Annotated in this window: 15 protein-coding genes and 1 pseudogene; 4 read left to right on the top strand and 12 right to left on the bottom strand. The window is 42.5% G+C overall.

What is annotated here, in order from left to right:
- Positions 1–8: 8 nt before the first annotated feature.
- Genes BWI96_RS21670 through BWI96_RS15925 form a run of 3 tightly spaced genes read right to left on the bottom strand, consistent with a single transcriptional unit; the run spans position 9 to position 5,355 of the window.
- A complete protein-coding gene (locus BWI96_RS21670) occupies positions 9–518 on the bottom strand; it encodes a hypothetical protein (RefSeq protein ID WP_157830394.1) in 510 nt (169 codons plus the stop codon).
- A gap of 28 nt (positions 519–546) precedes the next feature.
- A complete protein-coding gene (locus BWI96_RS15920; RefSeq protein ID WP_106637542.1) occupies positions 547–2,943 on the bottom strand; it encodes an ABC transporter permease in 2,397 nt (798 codons plus the stop codon).
- Positions 2,944–2,961: 18 nt separating this feature from the next.
- Positions 2,962–5,355, bottom strand: coding sequence for an ABC transporter permease (locus BWI96_RS15925; protein WP_106637543.1), 2,394 nt, complete (start codon positions 5,353–5,355; stop codon positions 2,962–2,964).
- 360 nt (positions 5,356–5,715) lie between these two features.
- On the opposite strand from BWI96_RS15925, the gene BWI96_RS15930 reads away from it, so the two are divergent.
- The gene (locus BWI96_RS15930) at positions 5,716–6,654 is read left to right on the top strand and encodes a glycosyltransferase (RefSeq protein WP_106637544.1); all 939 of its coding nucleotides are present in this window, start codon (positions 5,716–5,718) and stop codon (positions 6,652–6,654) included.
- Positions 6,655–6,890: 236 nt separating this feature from the next.
- On the opposite strand, the gene BWI96_RS15935 is transcribed toward BWI96_RS15930, so the two are convergent.
- From BWI96_RS15935 to BWI96_RS15955, 5 genes and pseudogenes are all read right to left on the bottom strand, one after another.
- On the bottom strand, positions 6,891–7,940 hold the full coding sequence (locus BWI96_RS15935) for a hypothetical protein (RefSeq protein WP_106637545.1): 1,050 nt from the start codon (positions 7,938–7,940) through the stop codon (positions 6,891–6,893).
- A 599-nt stretch (positions 7,941–8,539) separates the two neighbouring features.
- Positions 8,540–9,390, bottom strand: a pseudogene (locus tag BWI96_RS15940) (HAD-IIA family hydrolase).
- Between the two features lie 119 nt (positions 9,391–9,509).
- On the bottom strand, positions 9,510–10,316 hold the full coding sequence (locus tag BWI96_RS15945; RefSeq protein ID WP_106637546.1) for a hypothetical protein: 807 nt from the start codon (positions 10,314–10,316) through the stop codon (positions 9,510–9,512).
- Between the two features lie 104 nt (positions 10,317–10,420).
- Complete coding sequence (locus tag BWI96_RS15950; RefSeq protein ID WP_106637547.1) at positions 10,421–11,464, bottom strand: hypothetical protein; 1,044 nt, start codon at positions 11,462–11,464, stop codon at positions 10,421–10,423.
- Positions 11,465–11,543: 79 nt separating this feature from the next.
- On the bottom strand, positions 11,544–12,884 hold the full coding sequence (locus tag BWI96_RS15955) for a glutamine synthetase family protein (protein WP_106637548.1): 1,341 nt from the start codon (positions 12,882–12,884) through the stop codon (positions 11,544–11,546).
- 574 nt (positions 12,885–13,458) lie between these two features.
- Here BWI96_RS15955 and BWI96_RS15960 point away from each other — a divergent pair.
- Positions 13,459–14,055: a DUF4240 domain-containing protein gene (locus BWI96_RS15960; RefSeq protein WP_106637549.1), complete on the top strand. Its 597-nt coding sequence runs from the start codon at positions 13,459–13,461 to the stop codon at positions 14,053–14,055.
- Between the two features lie 49 nt (positions 14,056–14,104).
- On the opposite strand, the gene BWI96_RS15965 is transcribed toward BWI96_RS15960, so the two are convergent.
- A complete protein-coding gene (locus BWI96_RS15965; protein ID WP_106637550.1) occupies positions 14,105–14,686 on the bottom strand; it encodes a peptidylprolyl isomerase in 582 nt (193 codons plus the stop codon).
- A 35-nt stretch (positions 14,687–14,721) separates the two neighbouring features.
- Complete coding sequence (locus BWI96_RS15970) at positions 14,722–15,579, bottom strand: dienelactone hydrolase family protein (protein ID WP_106637551.1); 858 nt, start codon at positions 15,577–15,579, stop codon at positions 14,722–14,724.
- Positions 15,580–15,743: 164 nt separating this feature from the next.
- Here BWI96_RS15970 and BWI96_RS22965 point away from each other — a divergent pair, with 164 nt between their 5' ends.
- Together BWI96_RS22965 and BWI96_RS15980 are read left to right on the top strand one after the other, a co-directional pair.
- Positions 15,744–16,145, top strand: a complete 402-nt coding sequence (locus BWI96_RS22965) for a DNA glycosylase AlkZ-like family protein (RefSeq protein WP_106637552.1) — start codon at positions 15,744–15,746, stop codon at positions 16,143–16,145.
- Complete coding sequence (locus BWI96_RS15980; protein ID WP_106637553.1) at positions 16,142–16,777, top strand: winged helix DNA-binding domain-containing protein; 636 nt, start codon at positions 16,142–16,144, stop codon at positions 16,775–16,777. Before BWI96_RS22965 ends, BWI96_RS15980 begins: the two co-directional genes overlap by 4 nt.
- Before the next feature lie 38 nt (positions 16,778–16,815).
- On the opposite strand, the gene BWI96_RS15985 is transcribed toward BWI96_RS15980, so the two are convergent.
- Together BWI96_RS15985 and BWI96_RS15990 are read right to left on the bottom strand one after the other, a co-directional pair.
- A complete protein-coding gene (locus BWI96_RS15985) occupies positions 16,816–19,206 on the bottom strand; it encodes an ABC transporter permease (RefSeq protein ID WP_106637554.1) in 2,391 nt (796 codons plus the stop codon).
- Positions 19,207–19,219: 13 nt separating this feature from the next.
- Entirely contained in the window at positions 19,220–19,513 is a 294-nt protein-coding gene (locus BWI96_RS15990; protein WP_106637555.1) for a hypothetical protein, read from the bottom strand.
- Positions 19,514–19,720 lie beyond the last annotated feature (207 nt).

The following is a 19,720-nucleotide window of genomic DNA, read 5'->3' on the forward strand; positions in this document are numbered from 1 at the left end:
GTAATATACTAGTGAGATTGTTCAAACTCCTTAATAACCTGATTCACCATTTTACGCTTTTCAGATTCGCTCTTGCCTTCCGTGTTCATTGATTTCTGAACGGTTTTTCGTTTCCCATTTTCCATGCGTTCTACCTTAACCGTCATATGCTTGTGATCTTCATCAACGGTGAGGGAGGCATTCGTAGGAATCTTATAATTCGGACTGTTCGGCGGTGATGGTGGCGTCGGCGGGGGAGCTGAGGGTGACGACGGAGGGGAGGGTGGCGTAGGAGGTACTGGAGCTTCAGGAGCGTCCAGACCAATAGAACGGTAAGCATCAGCCACTAACCGATCACGCTCCGCTTTACTGAGGTTGGAGACCTCATACGTGTGCTGAAATTCAACCGCTTTGCCGTCTACTTTTCCCTGAATATCAATACTCAGTTTCTTCCCGTCATCGTGAATGGACGAATGAATACGTTGCTGAGCCAGAGCGGGAAAGCTCAGTAAACTTGCCAATAGAATAAGTTTTTTCATGGAGTAACAAGCATTGGGTTTGAAGTGCCTATTCAGAACGGAGCGAGTTAACGGGGTTAGCTAGTGCCGTTCGGATGGTGTTGAAACTGATTGTTACTAAAGCAATGAGGGTAGTTAATAATGCCGCTACTGCAAAAATCTGCCAACTGATTTCGATGCGATACGCAAAGTTTTCGAGCCAGAGATGCGTAGCATACCAGGCCGCCGGAATGGCAATGATAAAGGCAATTAGCACGAGCGTCAGGAAGTTTTGACTCAGTAACTGAGAAAGCTGGAGAACGGAAGCTCCCATCACTTTCCGAATACCAATTTCCTTGGTTCGTTGCTGCATGGAAAGACTGGCCAGACCAAACAGACCGATGCAGGAAATAAAAATGGTTAGCACCGCTCCGAGGGTAATAATCTGTTTCCATTGAGCCTCTTCTTTGTAATTTTTGTAATTCAGCTGTTCCATGAAATCGTATTGGAACGGTCGATACGGATTTAGTTTCCGATAGGTCCTTTCAATAGAAGCCAATGCCTGGGGCAGTTGATCCGGCTGAATGCGGATGAGGAATCTACCAAAGGGTAAACTAGGATTGGGGCTGAATAACACGGGGCCAATTTTTTCTTTCAGCGAACCATAATGGTAATCTTTCACCACCCCAACGATGGCAAGTTTGGTATCATTTCCATTCAGAAAATCTATGGTTCGACCAATGGCTGATCCTTTCCAGCCCGCTTTCTTTACAAAAGCTTCGTTCACGATGACCGACTGTGTAGAATCGGCAGGGTAGGCGGGTGAAAAGTTTCTTCCTTCCACTAAAGGAATTTGCATGGTTGACAAAAAATGCTCGTCAATGTGTTTATAAGCCACATCCAGATCAACCCCGTTGGCTTTCGAAATCGTTAACCAATCGCCGTCCATAATCGGGGCGACGTGCGTGACTCCGGGAGCGTGACGAAATTCATTCGTGAACGTTTGTTGCCGCAGGGACGTAGGGCTGTCTTCTTGGGAACTCCAGCCGACGGTAAGCGACAACAGGTTTTTATCATTGTACCCGAGGTCTTTGTGCGTTAGGTAATCGAATTGGGAGTAAATGAATAAGGTAGTGATGATAAGGAAAGTAGCCAGTGAAAACTGTAACACCACCAACCCCTTCGCCAGGGAGTTTTTACCCGAAAACCGGAAGCGATTATTCAGCGTTTTGAGCGGATCGAAGCCGGATAAAACCAGGGCTGGATAAAAGCCCGCGGCAAAACCAGTGATAAGAAACAAAGCGATAATTCCGAGAACTAGCTTATAGTCAAAGAGGTAACTCAGGCTTAGCTGTTTATTGGCTAATTTGTTAAAGAAAGGCAAACTGGCTTCGGCCAAAATAATGGCTAAAACAAAGGCAACAAAACACAGCAGAAATGATTCCCCTAAAAATTGCCGCATGAGTTGAGAACGTTGGCCACCCACTACTTTTCGGATGCCAATCTCCTTACGGCGACGCAGCGATTGTGCTACCGTCAAATTCACGAAATTAATGCAGGCAATGATGAGAACGAAAGCTGCAATCCCCAGCAAAATGTAGGAATACATGGGGTTACCAGCCCGAGGCGTATATTCCGTTCCGGTATCCAGATGCATGGCCATAAACGGCTGCAAACCCCAATGAAAGTGATCTTTGAAACCGTGTTTGCGGGCTTCGTTGCGTTCTTTTTGCGAAAAACGCAGATAGGCCTGATTCAGCTTTTTTTCTACCGCCTGAAGGTTAGCCGAGGGATGCAATAAAATATACGTAGGATACGACAACCAGAGCCAGCTCGCGTCTTTCTCGTGAACTTCCTGATAGAGAAAAGGCAGTAGCATTTTGAACTGAATCGTCGAGTTTTGTGGGGCATTTTTAGCTACGCCCGTAACCACAAAAGTTTCAAATGTATGGTTGATTTCGAACTCCAGTTTCTTTCCTAAAGCCTGCGTCGTACCGAAGTATTTCTCGGCCATCTCTTCAGTTAATACCAGCGAATGCAGATCAGAAAGAACAGTTTTGGGATTACCTTGCAGTAAGGGAAAAGAAAAGAGCGTAAAGAAATTTTTATCTGCCCAGGAAGCTTTTTCATGAAAAGTTTCACTGCCTGATCGTACAATAAAGTTACGCTCCTGAACTCTTGAAAAATCCTGGACTTCAGGAATGTTGGCCTTAAAGACTGGCCCTTGCACCATAGCCGCAATGCCGAGTTTATTACGCGTTCCATCCGTTTGCTGAATGGTGCAGGTAACGCGATAAAGCTGGTCTTTTTTTGCCTGAAAGGCATCGAAAGATACCTCATCTTTCGTGTAAAGGATAATGAGCATGCAACAGGCTAAACCAATGCTCAGACCAGCGATATTAATAATCGAAAATACCTTACTCCGAAGGAGATTTCGCAGGGCGATTTTGAGGTAATTAAAGAGCATGTTATAGATAGTTACGTTCTACTCGCTTTTGAGACTCCGCACCGGATCGGCCTGTGCGGCACGAATGGCCTGATAACTTACCGTAATAAGGGTTACCCCCAGGGCAATGGTGCCAGCGGCAGCAAAAACAACCCATCCAATTTCGATGCGAATGGTGTATTTCTGAAGCCACTGATTCATGTAGTAATAAGCCAGCGGCGAGGCAATCAGAAAAGAAATAACAACCAGCACAACAAAGTCTTTCGATAGTAAGCCCCAGAGATTAGTAACGGTGGCTCCCAGTACTTTACGAACGCCAATTTCTTTGCGACGCTGTTCGGCCATAAAAGAGGCCAGTCCAAAAAGACCCAGACAGGAAATAAAAATGGCCAGTCCGCCGAAGGTAAAGGCAAGGGCCCCTAACTGTTGTTCGGCCTGAAAACGTCGCTCAAAATCCGTATCCATGAAATGATGATCAAAGGGTACATCACGACCATATTTCTGGTAGATATGCTGGATTTTTTCAAGACTCGCTGAGGCCGCCTGATTGCCTTTGAGGCGAACCACCATCGTAGACATATTGCCACCCTGAACGGTCAGGTTAATAAACATCGGATCGGTCACCTCGTAAGGTGAACCGTAAGAGAAGTTTTTCACAACTCCCACGACCGTATAGCGTTCATAGTAAGGATTATCGGCATCACCACGAGTAATGGTTTCTCCAATTGGATTTTTGAATCCCAGCGTTTTAACGGCAGATTCGTTGATGATGACTGCTCGCGAAGTATCTCCGGGAAAGGCCGGGGAGAAATCCCGACCGGCCACCAGTTGTACGCCCGTTGTTTTTAAAAAGTCGTAACTCACCCGCATGAATTCGAAGACCTGATTGGCCTGTTCCGGGCGGCGACCCCGCCAGTTAAAACCCCAACCATTGCTACCGCCCGAAGAACCGGGAACGGAGCTGGTACAATAGACATTTTCAGCGACTCCGGTGGCCATGATTTCATTCCGAAGCGTCTGCCAGTGATTAGCAGCATCGCCCTCCATCGAGAAATACATCAGGTTTTCCTGGTTATAACCCAGCGGCTGGTTTTTCGCAAACTGAACCTGCTGATAGACCAGTAGGGTAGAAATAATTAGAGCAATGGAGAAGGAAAACTGAAGAATCACCAGCACTTTCCGGGGAATAGAAGCCGAGCGTCCCACCCGCATGGTGCCTTTTAATACGGTTACCGGATTGAAAGCGGAAAGGTAAAAGGCAGGGTAACTTCCTGCTAACACACCCGTAATGATCACGATACCCAGGGCCGCGGCCCAGTAAATGGGTTGGGCTAGTTCGAGGTCCAACTGCTTTTCTACCAGATTATTAAACCAGGGTAAGCTTAACTCCACCAGACCAATGGCTACCAAAAGGCCTAAGAAAGCGAGTATTAAAGATTCGCCGAGAAATTGGCTAATCAGGCCGCTTCGCATGGCTCCTGAAGTCTTACGAATGCCCACTTCACGGGCTCGTTTTTCACTGCGAGCCGTACTTAAATTCATGAAGTTGATACAGGCAATCAGTAGTACAAAACTGGCAATGATGCTGAATAACTGGACATTTTCGATACGACCACCCACGGGAACGCCATTTTCAAAGCGACCATACAGACGTGATTTGGTGAGAGGGTACAGGAAAATATCTCCATTACTATCTTTCTTTTCCTGAGCGGTGTAAATGTTCTTGATCTTGGCATTGACTGCCGCTAAATTGGCTTTGGGGTCTAGTTCTACGTAAATCTGATAATTGTTCGAACTCCAGCCATAAAAAGTCCAGCCGATGCTGTCGAGAAACTTCATCGGAACCAGAGCTTCAAATGCAAAACGGGAGTGTTTAGGGTAATCTTTTAGAACCGCCGATACCTTTAAATCGTACTTGCCGTAATACCGAACGATTTTATTAATGGGTTCTTCATCGCCGAATAAAGCTTTGGCTGTTGACTCAGTAAGAATGATAGATTTAGGATCTTTAAAAGCCGTTTTCAAGGAACCTTTCACTGCTTCGAAAGAAAAAATATCCAGAAAATCGGGTTCCACACCCATCACCGTCTTTTTCAGAGCTTTATCCTGATAAGCCAGAGCAATAGGGTTCTCCCAATCGGTCAGGGTGACGCGTTTGATTTCGGGAATATTTTTTCGGAGGTAATCACCCAATAAACCGCCCTGCGAAGAAGAAGTCCAGATTTTGGTTTCGGATTCTTTGAAATTCCGCATCACCCGGTATACCTGGTCTTTCTTTTGGTGGAAGGTATCATAACTGAATTCATCCAGTACCCACAGCATAATCATGATACTGGCGGCCATGCCTACGGCCAAACCCATGATATTAATGAAGCTGTACACCGGATTTTTAATCAAATTCCGCAAGGCGATTTTTAGGTAATTCTGAAGCATGATAAAACAGGGAAAGTGGCCGTTGCTGAGCTTTAGAAAGTTATGCCAAACGGAAGGTTATTAGGTAAGTTATTGATTATTAGCGTTTTGCGTAAATGTAAATGTCCGTAATCGGACAGGTTCTGTTCAATTACGGACATTAGGATTAATTTACAAGGAAAAAGCTATCAGTAAGCGTAAAACACCACTTCTCAGATTTTAGCCTTTATTCCAAAGAACTTCTTGAATGATATTAAAAAACATTTTTGTATGCTTGAATAAGTTACCGAATAACCTATTTTTGATTAATTCTTTTTAGGAAATAAGATTTAATTATTTTTGAAATAAATTACTCTTTTAGTTAGTGTGACTTTACATACGATGGATTCAGTAACTCATTTAAAACCGTTAGTATCTGTAGTAATCGCTACTTATAATGGTGAATTGTATTTAAAAGAGCAAATTGATAGTATTATAAATCAAACCTATCAAAATATAGAAATTATTGTTGTAGACGATTATTCTACAGATCATACGCGTATTGTTCTAGAAGAATATGCTTTAAGATATACTAATATTCATCTCGATTTATCAAAAACTAATAAAGGTCATGTAAAAACGTTTGAACGTGGATTCGAATTGTGCAAGGGTGACTTTATAGCTCCATGCGACCAAGATGATATATGGTTGCCAAATAAGATTGAAGAACTGCTAAAAAATATTGGTAATCATCCACTTATTTACTGTGACTCTGAACTTATTCATTCCGATGGAATGAGCATGAATCTAAAATTGTCTGATATTAAAAGGCTTAAAGATTTAGATAGCCCATTGAATTATGCAATAGGAGGTTCTGTTGCGGGCCATGCTATGTTGATTCGACGAGAAACCGTTGTAGACTGCTTTCCCTTTCCTGAATCTATCCCACATGATTATTGGCTTGGTTTTGTAGCTACATTTTCAGGCTCATTAAAATTTTATGCTCACGCATTAGTAAAATACAGGCAGCATGCTAATAATACAGTAGGAGTTAATGCAGGTAAGGTAAAGGCAAAAAGAAATATACTTTCTAAATCAGATAAAAATGAATTAAAACTTAAAAAAATGCAATTATTGGCTAGTAAATGCCCAGAAAAATTAAAAGATACAAAGCGATCTTTTAATAAATTACATGAAAGTTATATGAGTTTTTCTTTTGTTAATAATTGTAAGAGAATATCTGTATTTCTAAAACACTGGGAGGATATTACGGCTTATAAGAAAAAAAATGAGATTAGAAGGTTTTTGTTCTGTTTGAAATCTTTCTATCAAATTTATTAAATAATATAATTGAATATACAATCATTCTTTCGATGGTCTCTATGTCCTAGTCTGTTTTCAACATTAGTGAGTTATTCTTTTATAATGGACTAATATTAACAACAATAGGCGTTTAAATTATTTAAGACATTCTTTAGATTTTTAGCTTACACAATGGATTAAGAAATAAATATTTTTTGATGCAGGCCTAACAATTTTAGGCTTGCTCGAAAAAATATATTCATAATTCAAGTTGATTATTGCTTTTTAATCTGAATCGCTTGAACACTCAATGTAGCATTTGTTACATCAGCAAATTTATGGTCTTTCGAGCTAGCTGTAATAGAACGAATGTTGGACTCTGGATACATTGCAAATAGCATTCTACCTTTTCCAATCCAGCTTGTTGAAGCTCCAATACAAGTCAGCACTTTATCTTGGTGCACGTTGGTTGAAGTTGTCAATATGTGTGAATTGTTGGACATTATGTATCCATTTGCTAAAGAAAAATCTATCGTTCCAAATCCAGGAATTGATGGTTTCATGCCGATAGCATAAGCTGTTACACTTGAAGGAGATGTGATAATGTGATCTTTACCTCCAGAAGACCAAGTAGTTAAGGATGCGTCAGGTTCTGATCTAAATAGCAAACTACCCCAAGTTCCTTGACTATTTACTCGACTTCCACCACCCACTAATTTGTAGCCATTGGGTACACTAACTGATGTATTAGAGTGAGATTGTACGCCAGATGTATTTTCATTGATACTCATATTGCTAATAAGAGTTGAAGTACTAACACCTGTCATTCGAACTCCAACTACATATACCTGTAATTTATGCGGATATACATAATCGTGATCTTTGGATCTGGCGACCCAAGTTGAATAAGTTCCATCGTTTAATGGCCTTGATTCTACTAATAAAGCATTGGGATCTTGTGAACCATTTGGATTAAATGCACGGGCTCCTCCCCCTACAACTACGAATCCTTGGTCAACGCTTACAGCAACAGCAGGGTGACTTACAGCATCAGAAGTAGCCTCCCATACTCGTACTTCAATTTGTCCTGATTCGTCTGTTATACTAGATAACAAGCCTCTTCCTGCTTTAGACTCAGGCGTTAACTGTCTATAATTAGGATTTAAATCGTAGATCGTTCCTGTTTTTGAATCATTAATAATTCGCTTTTCAAGAACTGAAGCTTTTTCTTCTTTAAGGATTTCTTTCTGACAACTATAGAGAGTTCCAGATAATACAGTCAAACCAATAAATAAAGAAGACTTTGAAAATAATTTATACTTCATAATAATAGATAGATTGAAGAGATTCGTTTCTCTTACTGGCAAATATATTATTAAATATATGATAATATGTACTTGTAATTAAAATTATTAACATTGAATACTGTCTAGTGTTTCTTGTTTTTAAGAATCTTAAGAAAGAAAAACGATAAAGATTGAAATTGATAAAAATGATTAGTCGGTACTATTTTTTAACAAAGAGTGATGGGTAGAGTAATAGCCTTACATAAGCACATAACTTACTATTCGAAAAAAGCGTAAATTTTTGCAATAGCCAAGTATCTTATGTGTAATTTAAATAACGATTTAATCATTTTATAAATGATTGATAATCAATAATTGGGTATGATTCACTCTTACTCCTAAATAGCTAAAAAGAGAAATTAAATAAATTAAAATTCTTTACAAATATTGACTTATTATTACCTAGGTAATAAGTAATAAATACTTATAATGTTTATGTAAAAAATGAGTTTAAATAGTGTTGCGTAAGCCGCAATAGTTGATGATTTTACCTCAATTTTAATTCCTGAATTAGTTTTCTAATTCAGGAATTAAAATTGAGGTTATCACAGCAAATTTGCTGTGATAACCTCATGAAATTAATAAGTTACAACCGCAGATTCGCAGATATACGTTGGAATAATCCCCGAAGAAGAAATGCGAGCAGCGGCATCTTCAGCCTGGGTATTACCCGTAAGCACAAGAGCCGTGTCCAGTCCGAATTTATTACCACCCAGAATATCCGTATGAAGGGTATCGCCCACCATAAGAATTTCATGCTTCATGACGGGTTGAATACTTCGGATGTAATCGTAGGCATAAATAAAAAGTTGCGTTTCAGGTTTTCCGAAACGAATGAATTGCTTGCCAACCGAATTTTCAATCATCTTGGCAATGCCGCCAATCGCCATGGCCACCTGATTCTTCGAAACTGGATAGGTGGCGTCGGTATTAGAAACGATTACTGGAATATTGCGTTTGCGAAGTAAATTAATGGTTTTATTCAAGTCCGTTTTCCAGTCAAAACCTTCGTCGTCCAGGAAAACAAGGGCCTCCACATGGTCGCAGTCGTCAATATCAAGTTCGCTGATGGGCAGGGGGGTTAAGGTTCCTGTATCAATGTAAGAAGCCGAATCGGGCGTGCCCAGATAGGCAACGGTACCACGACGAACTTTCTGGGTTAGAAACTCCTGAGCCAGCAAACCGGAAGAAATGATATGTTCAGCTTTGATCTCCGAAACCCCAAGTCGGTGATAGGATTCGGCAAGCTGCAAAGGGCTTCTGGAGGCGTCGTTGGTTAAAATATAGTAATCAATATGCTGTTCTTTCAGGTATTGAAATGTATTCTCAATGCCAGGAATCAGGCCTTTATGGTTTTTAAGTACACCATAAGCATCAAAAAAATGACTTTATACGTAGAAATGATAGTGCGAAATTCGTTGAGGTTCATGGGAGATTAAAGATTTCCTGAAAAATCAGGCGATACATGGGCTTATAAAAGTTCTGCTCATGTGCCGATTAGTGAACCGAACCCATGAGCAGGAAAAAATGACCGGAGTCACGTATGAATTAACGATTGATTTCTTGCTGGATTTTTTCTACAAATGAAAGAGGTACATCCGCAAGAGCAGCAATTTTAGAAAAAGTAAAGTCGGTGTTTTGCAAAAGGTTTTTTACAAAGGTGGTCTTTGCTTCTTCAAGGCCTTTTTCCCGCCCCTCTTCTTGAGTCAGCATTTGGATAGTTTCGATGATTCCCATGGTAGAAGTGTTACCTGTTAATAAATCGATTTCGTAATCAAAGGTATTGTTTATTTCAGAATTACCAATGTAAATAAACGTCTTTAAGAAATACAAAAATCGTTTAATCCGTTCATTATCATATCGTTTACTAGCAATTAGAGCCCGGGCAATGGTTAATCGGTGTTTGGCTAGCTCGTGTTCAGGAATTCTATTCATGAGTAAAGCCTTTTGAGCTGCCAGAACGATCAGTGCAAAGGGGTTATTCATGCTCAATAACTGTTCTTCCGTATGCTCCAGAATGTGATAAGCGTTGTATGTATACTGAATTTCGGTGCCTAAAAAGTGATAATGGAAGCCATCACTCTTCACTGGTTTCTGATGGCCTGTGAAAACAGCAATGGCCGTAATCGGTACATCATATCGATCATAAATTCGGTAGAAATACTGAAACATTCGTCGGGAAAACTGGCGGTCGTGCTGAGCCTGAATCTCCAGATGAATCAGTAACCATTCTTCCTGACCTTCGCTGGAATAAACTTTCACCAGCATATCGACCAATCGATTACCGCCTTTCTTTTCAAGTTCCGGGAAAAGTTCCATTAACTCTTTGTCCATGAACTCGAAGCCGCGTTGCATGTCAAAAAGCTGATCGGCATCTTTGAAAAAAAACGTAATAAATCAGGAAAGGCTTCTTCGAAGGCACTTTTCAGCAGAATGTCATTCTTCCGTCTCAGCATGCGTTATAAATTCAAAGCCCGAAGAATTTTATCCGCATCAAATTGCTTGTCAATCGATGGGAAATACGTTTCGTAAGCCTCTTTCTGCAATTTTGTAGCATAGGTACGGTGGAAGAAATACCGACCATATTTAATTACATACGTCAGAATAAAGAAACGATACGCTTCTTTCATGAACCGAACTTCAGGCTCAGTTAAGGGATATACTTTATGATATTCCTGAAGAAATAAAATAAAGCGGTCTTCCATTAACGGTCCAATGACGTAACTGAACACGGTGCGATCACCAATGTCAGAAACAACGCGACTGAAGAAGTAAAAATCCATAACCCGATAACTGACTCGGAACCAGTCGTAATCCCAGCGGGAGAATAATTCGAGATGGTCATTGACTGAGAAATTACCAATATTCCAGTCTACGAAAACGGGCATGGTTTCTACGGATTGCTCCACTAGTTGCTGCCGATTTTCCAGGAAAATCTCACATTGTTTTCGCAGGTCATTAATGTGCATACGATGTTCAAATTTACCCGTTTCTGTTTCCAGAATTCGTAGTAAATCATTGACATCCGAACGTAGCGTTTTGGAAGATTTAGGTAATACCGGACTGACCTTCGCACAGGCTTTATGAAAACGGGCAATTTCCCGACCTAACTTGCGAATGTGTTCCTCATCCAGCCGACGTGGCATTTTATGCATCGCCCGAATGGGATTATAAAGAACGACCCAGGCATCAATAAAACCGTCACTGTAGCGATACGTGTAGACTTCGTTGTCTTTAACTAGGGAACGAGCCAGCACGTTTTCAAAAGGATAAAGTAAATTATTCGAAAGCGTATGAATGATTTTATGGTCTTCTTTAAACTGTTCGTACGAACCAAAGTAAGATAACTTGGCGATGATGATATCATCATCGTCGAAAGTAACCCGAAAGACGTGATTAGTCGATACCCGGGCACTGATGTCCTCAACTTTGGCAATGATTTTTGAATCATCAAATCCAGCCAGAGCCTGTTTAATAATAGCTGGATAATCTACTATTTTCATGGTAACCTTTTAGTTGATGGTTGTTGGTTGATAGTTATTGTTTTACTAGCAACCAATAACTATCAACTAACAACTAAAATTAAATGATTTCGAAGTAACGTTTTAATTCCCATTCGCTGACCTGCCGGGCATATTGCCGCCATTCCCAGTCACGCGTTTGAGTGAAATGCTCAACGAAGCCTTCCCCAAATAATTCTTTTGCAAGCGAAGAATGTTTCATAACCTCAGTAGCCTGACGCAAATTGGCGGGTATAATGCCGTTTGTTTGATTGGTATAACCGTTGCCAACCGTAGGCGGAACGTCGAGCGAAAGCTGATGTTTAATGCCGTATAAACCCGAAGCCAGCGAAGCGGCAATGGCCAGATAGGGATTAGAGTCCGAACCCGGAACCCGGTTTTCCAAGCGTGTGTAGGCTTCTCCGTTGTTAAGTACCCGAAGGGCCGTGGTTCGGTTATCAATGGCCCAGGTGAGGGTAGTGGGAGCCCAGGCTCCTTCCACGAGTCGTTTATAGCTGTTGATCGTCGGGGCGTACATGGGTAAGACGTGCGGCAGGCAGTGCAGTTGCCCGGCCAGGTAGTGCTTCATGAGCGGACTCATGCGATCTGCCGACGACTCGTCATAAAACAGATTTTTCGTCTGTTCAGGATTCCACAAACTCTGGTGAATATGTCCACTACAGCCGGGTAACTCAGCATTCCATTTCGCCATGAACGTCGCGATAATGCCGTGACGGTACCCAATTTCCTTAACGGCTGTTTTAAACAAAGCGGCTTTGTCGGCGGCCCGTAGTACTTCGTCGTGCTTAATGGCTGCTTCGTAAACGCCCGGTCCGGTTTCAGTGTGCAGACCCTCCAGCGGAATATCAAAGGCCGTCAGCAAATCGAAGAGATCATTATTAAACGAGCTTTCAAGCGAAGGCCGCAGGATGGAATACCCAAACATGCCGGGCGTAAGCGGCTCCAGATTGCGGAACCCCTTCTGTTGCAGACTTTGGGGCGTTTCCCGAAAATTGAACCATTCGAACTCCTGAGCAAATTCCGCGTGAAAGCCCATTGCCTCGCATTGGCGTTTAATGCGTCGCAACAAACTTCGCGGACAAGCGGGCAAGTCTTCGCCGTTGGGGTTACTAAAATCTGCCAGAAAAAAAGGCATATTGTCCTCCCAGGGAATGGTACGAAGCGTGTCTGTGTCAATGCGAACGGGCGTGTCAGGATAACCTGAATGCCAGCCAGTTAAAGTTGCATTATCGTAAGCCGTATCGTTGCTATCCCAGCCAAAAACGACGTTACAGAAACCGTATCCTTCTTCCCAGCCCTTTTCAAATTTTTCGCGACTAATGATTTTTCCCCGCATGATACCATCGATATCGGCGAAGGCAAATTTTATTTTCTGAGTATGTGGATCAAGAATTGGATTCATAGATCGATAAATAAGACTTTTACAAGAAGGGATGCAAAAGTAAGCGGCTTTTTCAGGAACTGATGTGTAAGGTAAGAGAAAGATTTATGAATCTCAGCGGGACGAAGGAGGGGTTATTCTTGATTATGGCTTGTAGAATCCATTATCTCTAAATATTTGACAACTATTTTGTTGTCAAAATAGTGTGACAATAAAAATATTGTTAAAAAAGAATACAGCTTGGCAAAAGCTGAAGATCATTATAGGCAATACAGCTACTGGTAACTATTACTATCCTCGTCCGCAAATTATCGAAGACATAGGGGCATAAGAATACTACCTGCAAGCGAAGGGGCAATTGTTACGAAAGAAATATAAGCTTTTATGCTATGCATAACTCCCGAAGTGCAACCAACGGTAGATGAGATTGTCGCTGATATTAGAGAAAATCAATGTTTTACGCGTAAAGCAATCATTCGAATAACTGGGTAGAGCTCATTTTATGATCATTTATTTAAATGCTGTGTAGGTGGATTTTACAGATCAATCGAATAAAGTTTACATCTTTGACCTAAATCTACCTAACACTAAAACAATGGAAAATTTTTTCTGGGAAAGCATTGAAAAATCAAATCAATGGACGGGCGAAAATTGGAAAGAATACGACCCTAATGAGCATATCAAAAGTTTAACGAATCTATTGTCTACGAGTGATAAAGAATCACTAATTCAATTTGAGAAAACCTTACAGGAGAAGTTAAATGTTCTCTATACCAAAGAAATTGCCGAGTTGTATTTTATTCTAGATGGAATCAGAAATACAATAAATTTTGACGGATACCTTTCCGAAGATGGTTTTATTTACTTTCGGTGTTGGCTATTATTAAAAGGGAAAGATTTCTTCGAAGAAATAACGAAAGATATAAATCTGGCCATAAGTGAGCGATACCCATTTCCCATTGAAGAAATTTGGGCCGAAGGTTTATTATACATTAGTGATAAAGCTTATGCACTTCATCATGATAATGAGGATCTGTATGCAATTCAGGATGCTGTAGAAGAACTTTATCCCGACGTAATACACTTTGATTCTATGGATAATGAAATGGAAGATGAACCTGCTTATGGGGAGGAACTCGAAGCAAAATATCCAGAATTAATTGCTAAAGCTATAGCGAGAAAAGGTAACTAAAGTAGTAGGGAGTTTTGATGCTGTTAAAGTTCAGAACTCCCTACTATTATTACTTCACCTCATACCCCAATTTCTTCAACTCCGAAGCACTCAGGTTAATCACATTGACGTCGATTTTAATGGGCGTTAAAGGCGTGTCGGTGCTGTCTCTTTTGACGTTTACGATGGCGTCTACCACGTCCATGCCTTTGAAGACCTGACCGTAAATGGTGTATTTATCGTCCAAACGAGCAAGACCATTTTTGTTTTGAACGATGTAAAGCTGACAACCTGCTGAAAGCATTTCAGGGTTATCGTCCCGTCCGGCTCCCACGGCTCCGTACACGTGGCGAATACTTTTCACAAATTCCGGTTTGAGTAGGTAAGGGGAATCCGAAAAACCTTCGGGAGTATCGGGGCAACCGCCCTGAGCTACGAAATTGGGGATCACCCGATTGAACGTATACGAATCCCAATAGCCTTGTTTGGCCAGTTTCAGAAAGCTGGCTTTGTGATTAGGCGTTTCATCGTACAACCAAAAAAGAATTTCGCCTTTATCCGTCTTGATCTGCCCAATCGGATACGTTTTTTCGGGTTTGGAGGCTGTTAACAAAAAGGCCAGTAGCGGAAGAAATAGTAACCCTTGTTTCATAGTTAGGATGTAATAAATTTTGGGGAAGTTAAAGATCAGGATAAATTCTCTTTAAAAAATGCCAGCGTGCGTTCCCAGGCTAGTTTTGCAGCCGCTTCGTTGTAACGCGTAGGAGCCGTGTCGTTATTAAAAGCGTGCTGAGCACCTTCATACACGTACAGTTCATACTTGATCTTATGGGTTTTCAGAGCTTCTTCGTAAGCGGGAATGCCCTTATTCACACCCTCGTCCAGACCTCCGTAATGCAGCTGAACAGCCGCTTTAATTTGGGGAACTTCAGCAGTTTCGGGCTGGCGACCATAAAAAGCCACGGCTGCTTTCAGGTCAGGATCATGTATTGCCAACTGATTTGCCAGAGCACCGCCCCAGCAGAAGCCCACACAACCCGTTTTGCCATTACTGTTCTTCAGGGTTTTCCCATAAATAAAGCCTTTCAGGAAGTTATGGAGATTCTGCTGTTTATCCAGTTTAGCGAAAAGCCCACGGGCTTCGTCTTCGTTGGCTGGAGTCCCACCGAAAGGCGATAAAGCATCGGGAGCAAGGGCAATATAACCTGCCTTCGCTACCCGGCGGGCTACGTCACGAATGTGTGGATTCAATCCCCGGTTTTCATGTATAACGAGCACGACCCCTCGCTTGCCTGCCGCTTGGGGTTGAGCGAGATAAGCCTTCATGTCCAGTCCGTCGCCGGGGTAGGTGACGTCTTCAAGCAGTAAATCTGGATCATCTTCGGCGATGGTGGTAGCATGAGCGTAATTCACTTCCAGCAGGGGTAATACCGCCATGGCTGCCGTCATACTGCCCGTTAGTTTAGCCAGTTTTCCCAGAAAATTCTGACGGGTAAGAGGCTTGTGGGTGTATTCGTCAAAGAGGTTAATAATTCGCTGATCCATTGGGCTTCTGGTCTACAAAGTGTTTGTGGCTAGTGCTGTCGAAAGATGCCTAATAAAGATGCTTAATTTTGAATGAAGACGGAAATACTAGGCTTAATCTTTTTTGCTGACATAAGGTTGTCACCAGAGTCTGTTAGTTTGCGTTCAGAATTTTAACTCAGCCTATGAATGCTTCTGAATTACTTCGATACAGACTGGCTAGCCAGCAAATCAGTGCGTCAAAATTCGTATCGTCGGGTGAAGCAGCCCGCTGGATGGGAATAATTCAGGCTCAGGATTTTGCCGGAGGAAAATGGGCCCTGGCTTTACGAACGCAACAGGCTACAGAAGTGATGATAGAACAAGCCATTGCTGATCGAAGCTTAATCCGAACCTGGTCTGCTCGCGGGACCTTGCATTTTATGGCTCCTGAAGATGTTCATTGGGTAAACGATCTCATCCGACCAAGGTTACTGGCGAGTCTGCAAACGCATCATCGAAGAGATGGCCTGGATGATGGACAGGCTCTGAAGGGGTTGAATGTATTAAGCAGCCTTTTAGCGGAGCCTGTTAAAGAACCGCTTTGAAAACCCAGCTTGAACAATCCGGTTTTTCCTGCGAAGGACTTCGCTTTAATCATTTACTGGTTCGGGCTGCTATCGAAGGACTAATTTGTTTAGGGCCACGCGAAGGAAAGGAATTTACTTACGTCTTGAGGGATGAATGGATTTCAGGAAAACACATTAAAACCAGGGAAGAGGCTTTAGCCGAATGGGCTTTTCGATATTTCACGAGCCATGGCCCAGCCACTATAGCCGATTTTGCATGGTGGTCGGGCCTGACTATGAATGAGGCGAAAATGGGCTTAGCGAGTGTAGAACCTGAGTTAGCCCGAATCATATTTAACCATGAAACGTATTGGATGTCGCCCAAAATGGAGCCTGCTCCGGCTCATACCGTTCATTTATTACCCAGCTTCGATGAGTTTTTACTGGGGTATAGAGATCGGAGTCTGGCCTTAGCTAAGGAGCATTTATTCAGTGTAGTAGGAAGTAATAATGGATTGTTTAAGCCGATTATTGTAAAAAATGGACAGGTAATAGGTATCTGGAAGCGAGTAATGATAAAAAAAGAATATCAGATTGAAACCCGATTTTTCGACGGAAAAGAAGTAAATATTAAAGATGCGATTCAGGCTGTTTTAACCTATGCAAACTAAAAGTGGACGAATTTCCATCCGCCCACCTTTAGAAAACTTTATTCCGTTTTTAAACTCTTGACGGGATTCGCCGTGGCGGCTTTGATCGTGAGCGAACTCACCGTTACTAAGGCTATTCCCAGAGCAAGCAGACCCGCCAGCGGAAATACCCAGATGGGCATGGCCGCTCGGTAATGAAAGTCTTCGAGCCAACGTGTCATGGCGTACCAGGCAATGGGACTCGCAATCAAAACGGCAATGAAAACCAGTTTCAGGAAATCTTTGGAAAGTAAGGTAGTAACCTGCCAGGCACTCGCTCCCAGCACTTTCCGAACGCCAATTTCTTTGGTTCGCTGAAAGGTAGCATAAGACGTTAAGCCGATCAGCCCCAGACAGGCAATGAAAATGGCGATGCTGGCGAAGTAAATGAACAGCTTTCCAAATTGCTCTTCGCCTTTGTATTTATCATTGAAAGACTGGTCGATGAAAAAGTAGTCGAAAGGTCGTTCGGGAACGGCCTGCTTCCAGAGCTGCTCAACCGCCGCCAGCGTTTCAGGAATGTGCTGAGCTTTAATTTTTATCGAAATCTGTTGGAATTCATTCGGATTGATTCGGAAGCTAGCCGGGCTGATTTCATCCCGAAGGGAGACATCATGGAAGTTTTTCACTACGCCAATAATCATCCCTTTACGGCCCCACTGATCAAACTTTTTACCAATAATTTGTTCGGGCGAAGTATAGCCCAAACTACGAACTGCGGCTTCATTAACCAATAAAGCCTGCGTAGAATCGGTGGAAAATTTTGTAGAAAAGCTTCTTCCAGCGATGATCGGAATCTGATACTGATCGAAGAAGTTATAATCAATCGAGTAGAGACCAATGTTGGAAGCCTGTAACTCACCCTTCTGGTTTTCCAAATGAGTATAAGCTCCCATAGATCCGCTACCGGGAACGGTAGAAGATTCAGTTACGGATTCCACGCCCGGAATTTTAGAAAACTGAGCTTTAAGCGTAGCTCCGTGCCGAGCCATGTATTGCGGATCGTTCAGGTTTAAAATGAGCATCTGATCTTTCGAAAAGCCCAGGGACTGCTGACGCATATAGGCCAGTTGATGATACACCACAAAGGTGCAGACCATCAGACTTACCGAAATAACAAACTGAAAAACCACCAGCGATTTTCGAAGAATCAGGCCCTGTCGGCTGGTCGCAAAACGTCCTTTTAAAACGGTTATCGCTTTCATTCCCGATAAAACCAGGGCAGGGTATAGACCTGCCATAACTCCTACCAGCAAGGCCAGACCGAGCAGGATCAGCCAGAAGGTTGGGTTACTGAACGTGCTGTCAAGGACCGTTTTTCCGGAAAACGCATTGAAGGAAGGAAGCAGTAACTCGCAGAGTAATACAGCAAGCCCGAACGCGAACGTACTTAGTAATACGTATTCACTCAGAAACTGGAAGGTAAGCTGTTGCCGACCGGCTCCTACCACTTTTCTTACGCCGACTTCTTTGGCCCGCTCGCTGGCTCGGGCGATGGTCAGGTTAATGAAATTGATGCAGGCCAGAATCAGGATAAATCCGGCGATAACCGAAAAAATATAGACGTTTTTCAAACTTCCCTGTTGGGGTGCCCCGCGATCCGATTTCAGGTAAAGTTCCTGCAAAGGTTCCAGGTGCAGGATATACCACATCTGATCTTTCGACATGGCCTTGCCAATCAAGCGATCTATTTCGCCTCGGATTTTGGTTTCCAGGGCCTGAGGATTGGTATTTCCTTTGAGTACAAAATAAGAATAAAACCCAAAATTACCCCATTGTTCGTCCAGACCCGGCTGCATATGTTTAGTCAGCGTGGACATGGATAGGAGCAGGTCAAAAGGAATATGGCTGGCTTCAGGAATGTCTTTTAATACACCCGTTACTTTTACTGGAAATTGCCCTTCCATCCGTAGTGTCTGGCCCATCGGGTCCTGTTCGCCGAAGTATTTTTTTGCCGTTTTCTGAGTTAATACTACGCTAAAAGGAGCTTTCAACGCAGTGCGGGCATCGCCCTTCAGAAGCGGAAATGTGAAGACATTAAAAACGGTGGAATCGGCCAAGTAAAGATCATTCTCCTGAAATTTCTGATCCTTATACGCAACAACCGCATTTCGCTTCCAAAGACGTGTATACGCCTCTATTTCTGGTAGTCGTTCGCCCAATTGCGGGGCCATCGGAGCAGAAGTAACATTGGAATGGATGGTTTCGGTGGGCGTTTTGATGTCAGTTACCAGTCGGTAAATCTGATGGCCTTTTTCATGAAAAGTATCGTAACTCAGTTCATGTCGAACGTAGAGGCTAATAAGCAGACATGCCACTAACCCAACGGATAATCCGGCGAGGTTAATGATAGTGAAGAGCCGATGTTTCAGCAGGCTACGAAGGGCTATCTTGAAATAATTTTTTAGCATACGATGGAGAGCATTAGGCGAGTTGGGTAACGGCCCGCATTTGGCTTAAATCTTCTTTTTTAACGAAAGTAATCGGAACAAAATCGTCCGTGGGGGCACCGATGTAATACAGCGACCATTCCTGATCGTAAGTCGTCAGCATTTCCCGCAGGCATTCCACCCGATTGAAAGAGGGCGTAGAGCAGTCGTCCCAGCGAAACAGCTCGACCCGGTAATGCAAATCCTGTTTTTGACCGTTAATAACCACCGAAATTTCAATTTCATGTTTTCCCGGTAACGAAGGCAGAGGTATTGCAATGTATGACATAGTTCTGGCTGGTTATGAAGTAACTGTATCAGGGTAAGCTCTACATTTTAAAAGTATGCCAGCTTTATTGGTAGGTCAATAGTTATTTGATTATCAGTATGATATAAAAAAATAAATGTCCGAAACTGAACGGTTCATGTACAGTTTCGGACATACCGTAGAGACGTCCATTTATGGCGTCTCTGTTTCGCATACCGAATCGTTTGT

The organism is Siphonobacter sp. SORGH_AS_0500, assembly GCF_002838835.1.
GTDB lineage: Bacteria > Bacteroidota > Bacteroidia > Cytophagales > Spirosomataceae > Siphonobacter.

Coding starts and splice junctions, on each gene's coding strand:
- BWI96_RS21670 (WP_157830394.1), bottom strand. CDS start 518: ATGAAAAAACTTATTCTATTGGCAAGTTTACTGAGCTTTCCCGCTCTG.
- BWI96_RS15920 (WP_106637542.1), bottom strand. CDS start 2,943: ATGCTCTTTAATTACCTCAAAATCGCCCTGCGAAATCTCCTTCGGAGT.
- BWI96_RS15925 (WP_106637543.1), bottom strand. CDS start 5,355: ATGCTTCAGAATTACCTAAAAATCGCCTTGCGGAATTTGATTAAAAAT.
- BWI96_RS15930 (WP_106637544.1), top strand. CDS start 5,716: ATGGATTCAGTAACTCATTTAAAACCGTTAGTATCTGTAGTAATCGCT.
- BWI96_RS15935 (WP_106637545.1), bottom strand. CDS start 7,940: ATGAAGTATAAATTATTTTCAAAGTCTTCTTTATTTATTGGTTTGACT.
- BWI96_RS15945 (WP_106637546.1), bottom strand. CDS start 10,316: ATGCAACGCGGCTTCGAGTTCATGGACAAAGAGTTAATGGAACTTTTC.
- BWI96_RS15950 (WP_106637547.1), bottom strand. CDS start 11,464: ATGAAAATAGTAGATTATCCAGCTATTATTAAACAGGCTCTGGCTGGA.
- BWI96_RS15955 (WP_106637548.1), bottom strand. CDS start 12,884: ATGAATCCAATTCTTGATCCACATACTCAGAAAATAAAATTTGCCTTC.
- BWI96_RS15960 (WP_106637549.1), top strand. CDS start 13,459: ATGGAAAATTTTTTCTGGGAAAGCATTGAAAAATCAAATCAATGGACG.
- BWI96_RS15965 (WP_106637550.1), bottom strand. CDS start 14,686: ATGAAACAAGGGTTACTATTTCTTCCGCTACTGGCCTTTTTGTTAACA.
- BWI96_RS15970 (WP_106637551.1), bottom strand. CDS start 15,579: ATGGATCAGCGAATTATTAACCTCTTTGACGAATACACCCACAAGCCT.
- BWI96_RS22965 (WP_106637552.1), top strand. CDS start 15,744: ATGAATGCTTCTGAATTACTTCGATACAGACTGGCTAGCCAGCAAATC.
- BWI96_RS15985 (WP_106637554.1), bottom strand. CDS start 19,206: ATGCTAAAAAATTATTTCAAGATAGCCCTTCGTAGCCTGCTGAAACAT.
- BWI96_RS15990 (WP_106637555.1), bottom strand. CDS start 19,513: ATGTCATACATTGCAATACCTCTGCCTTCGTTACCGGGAAAACATGAA.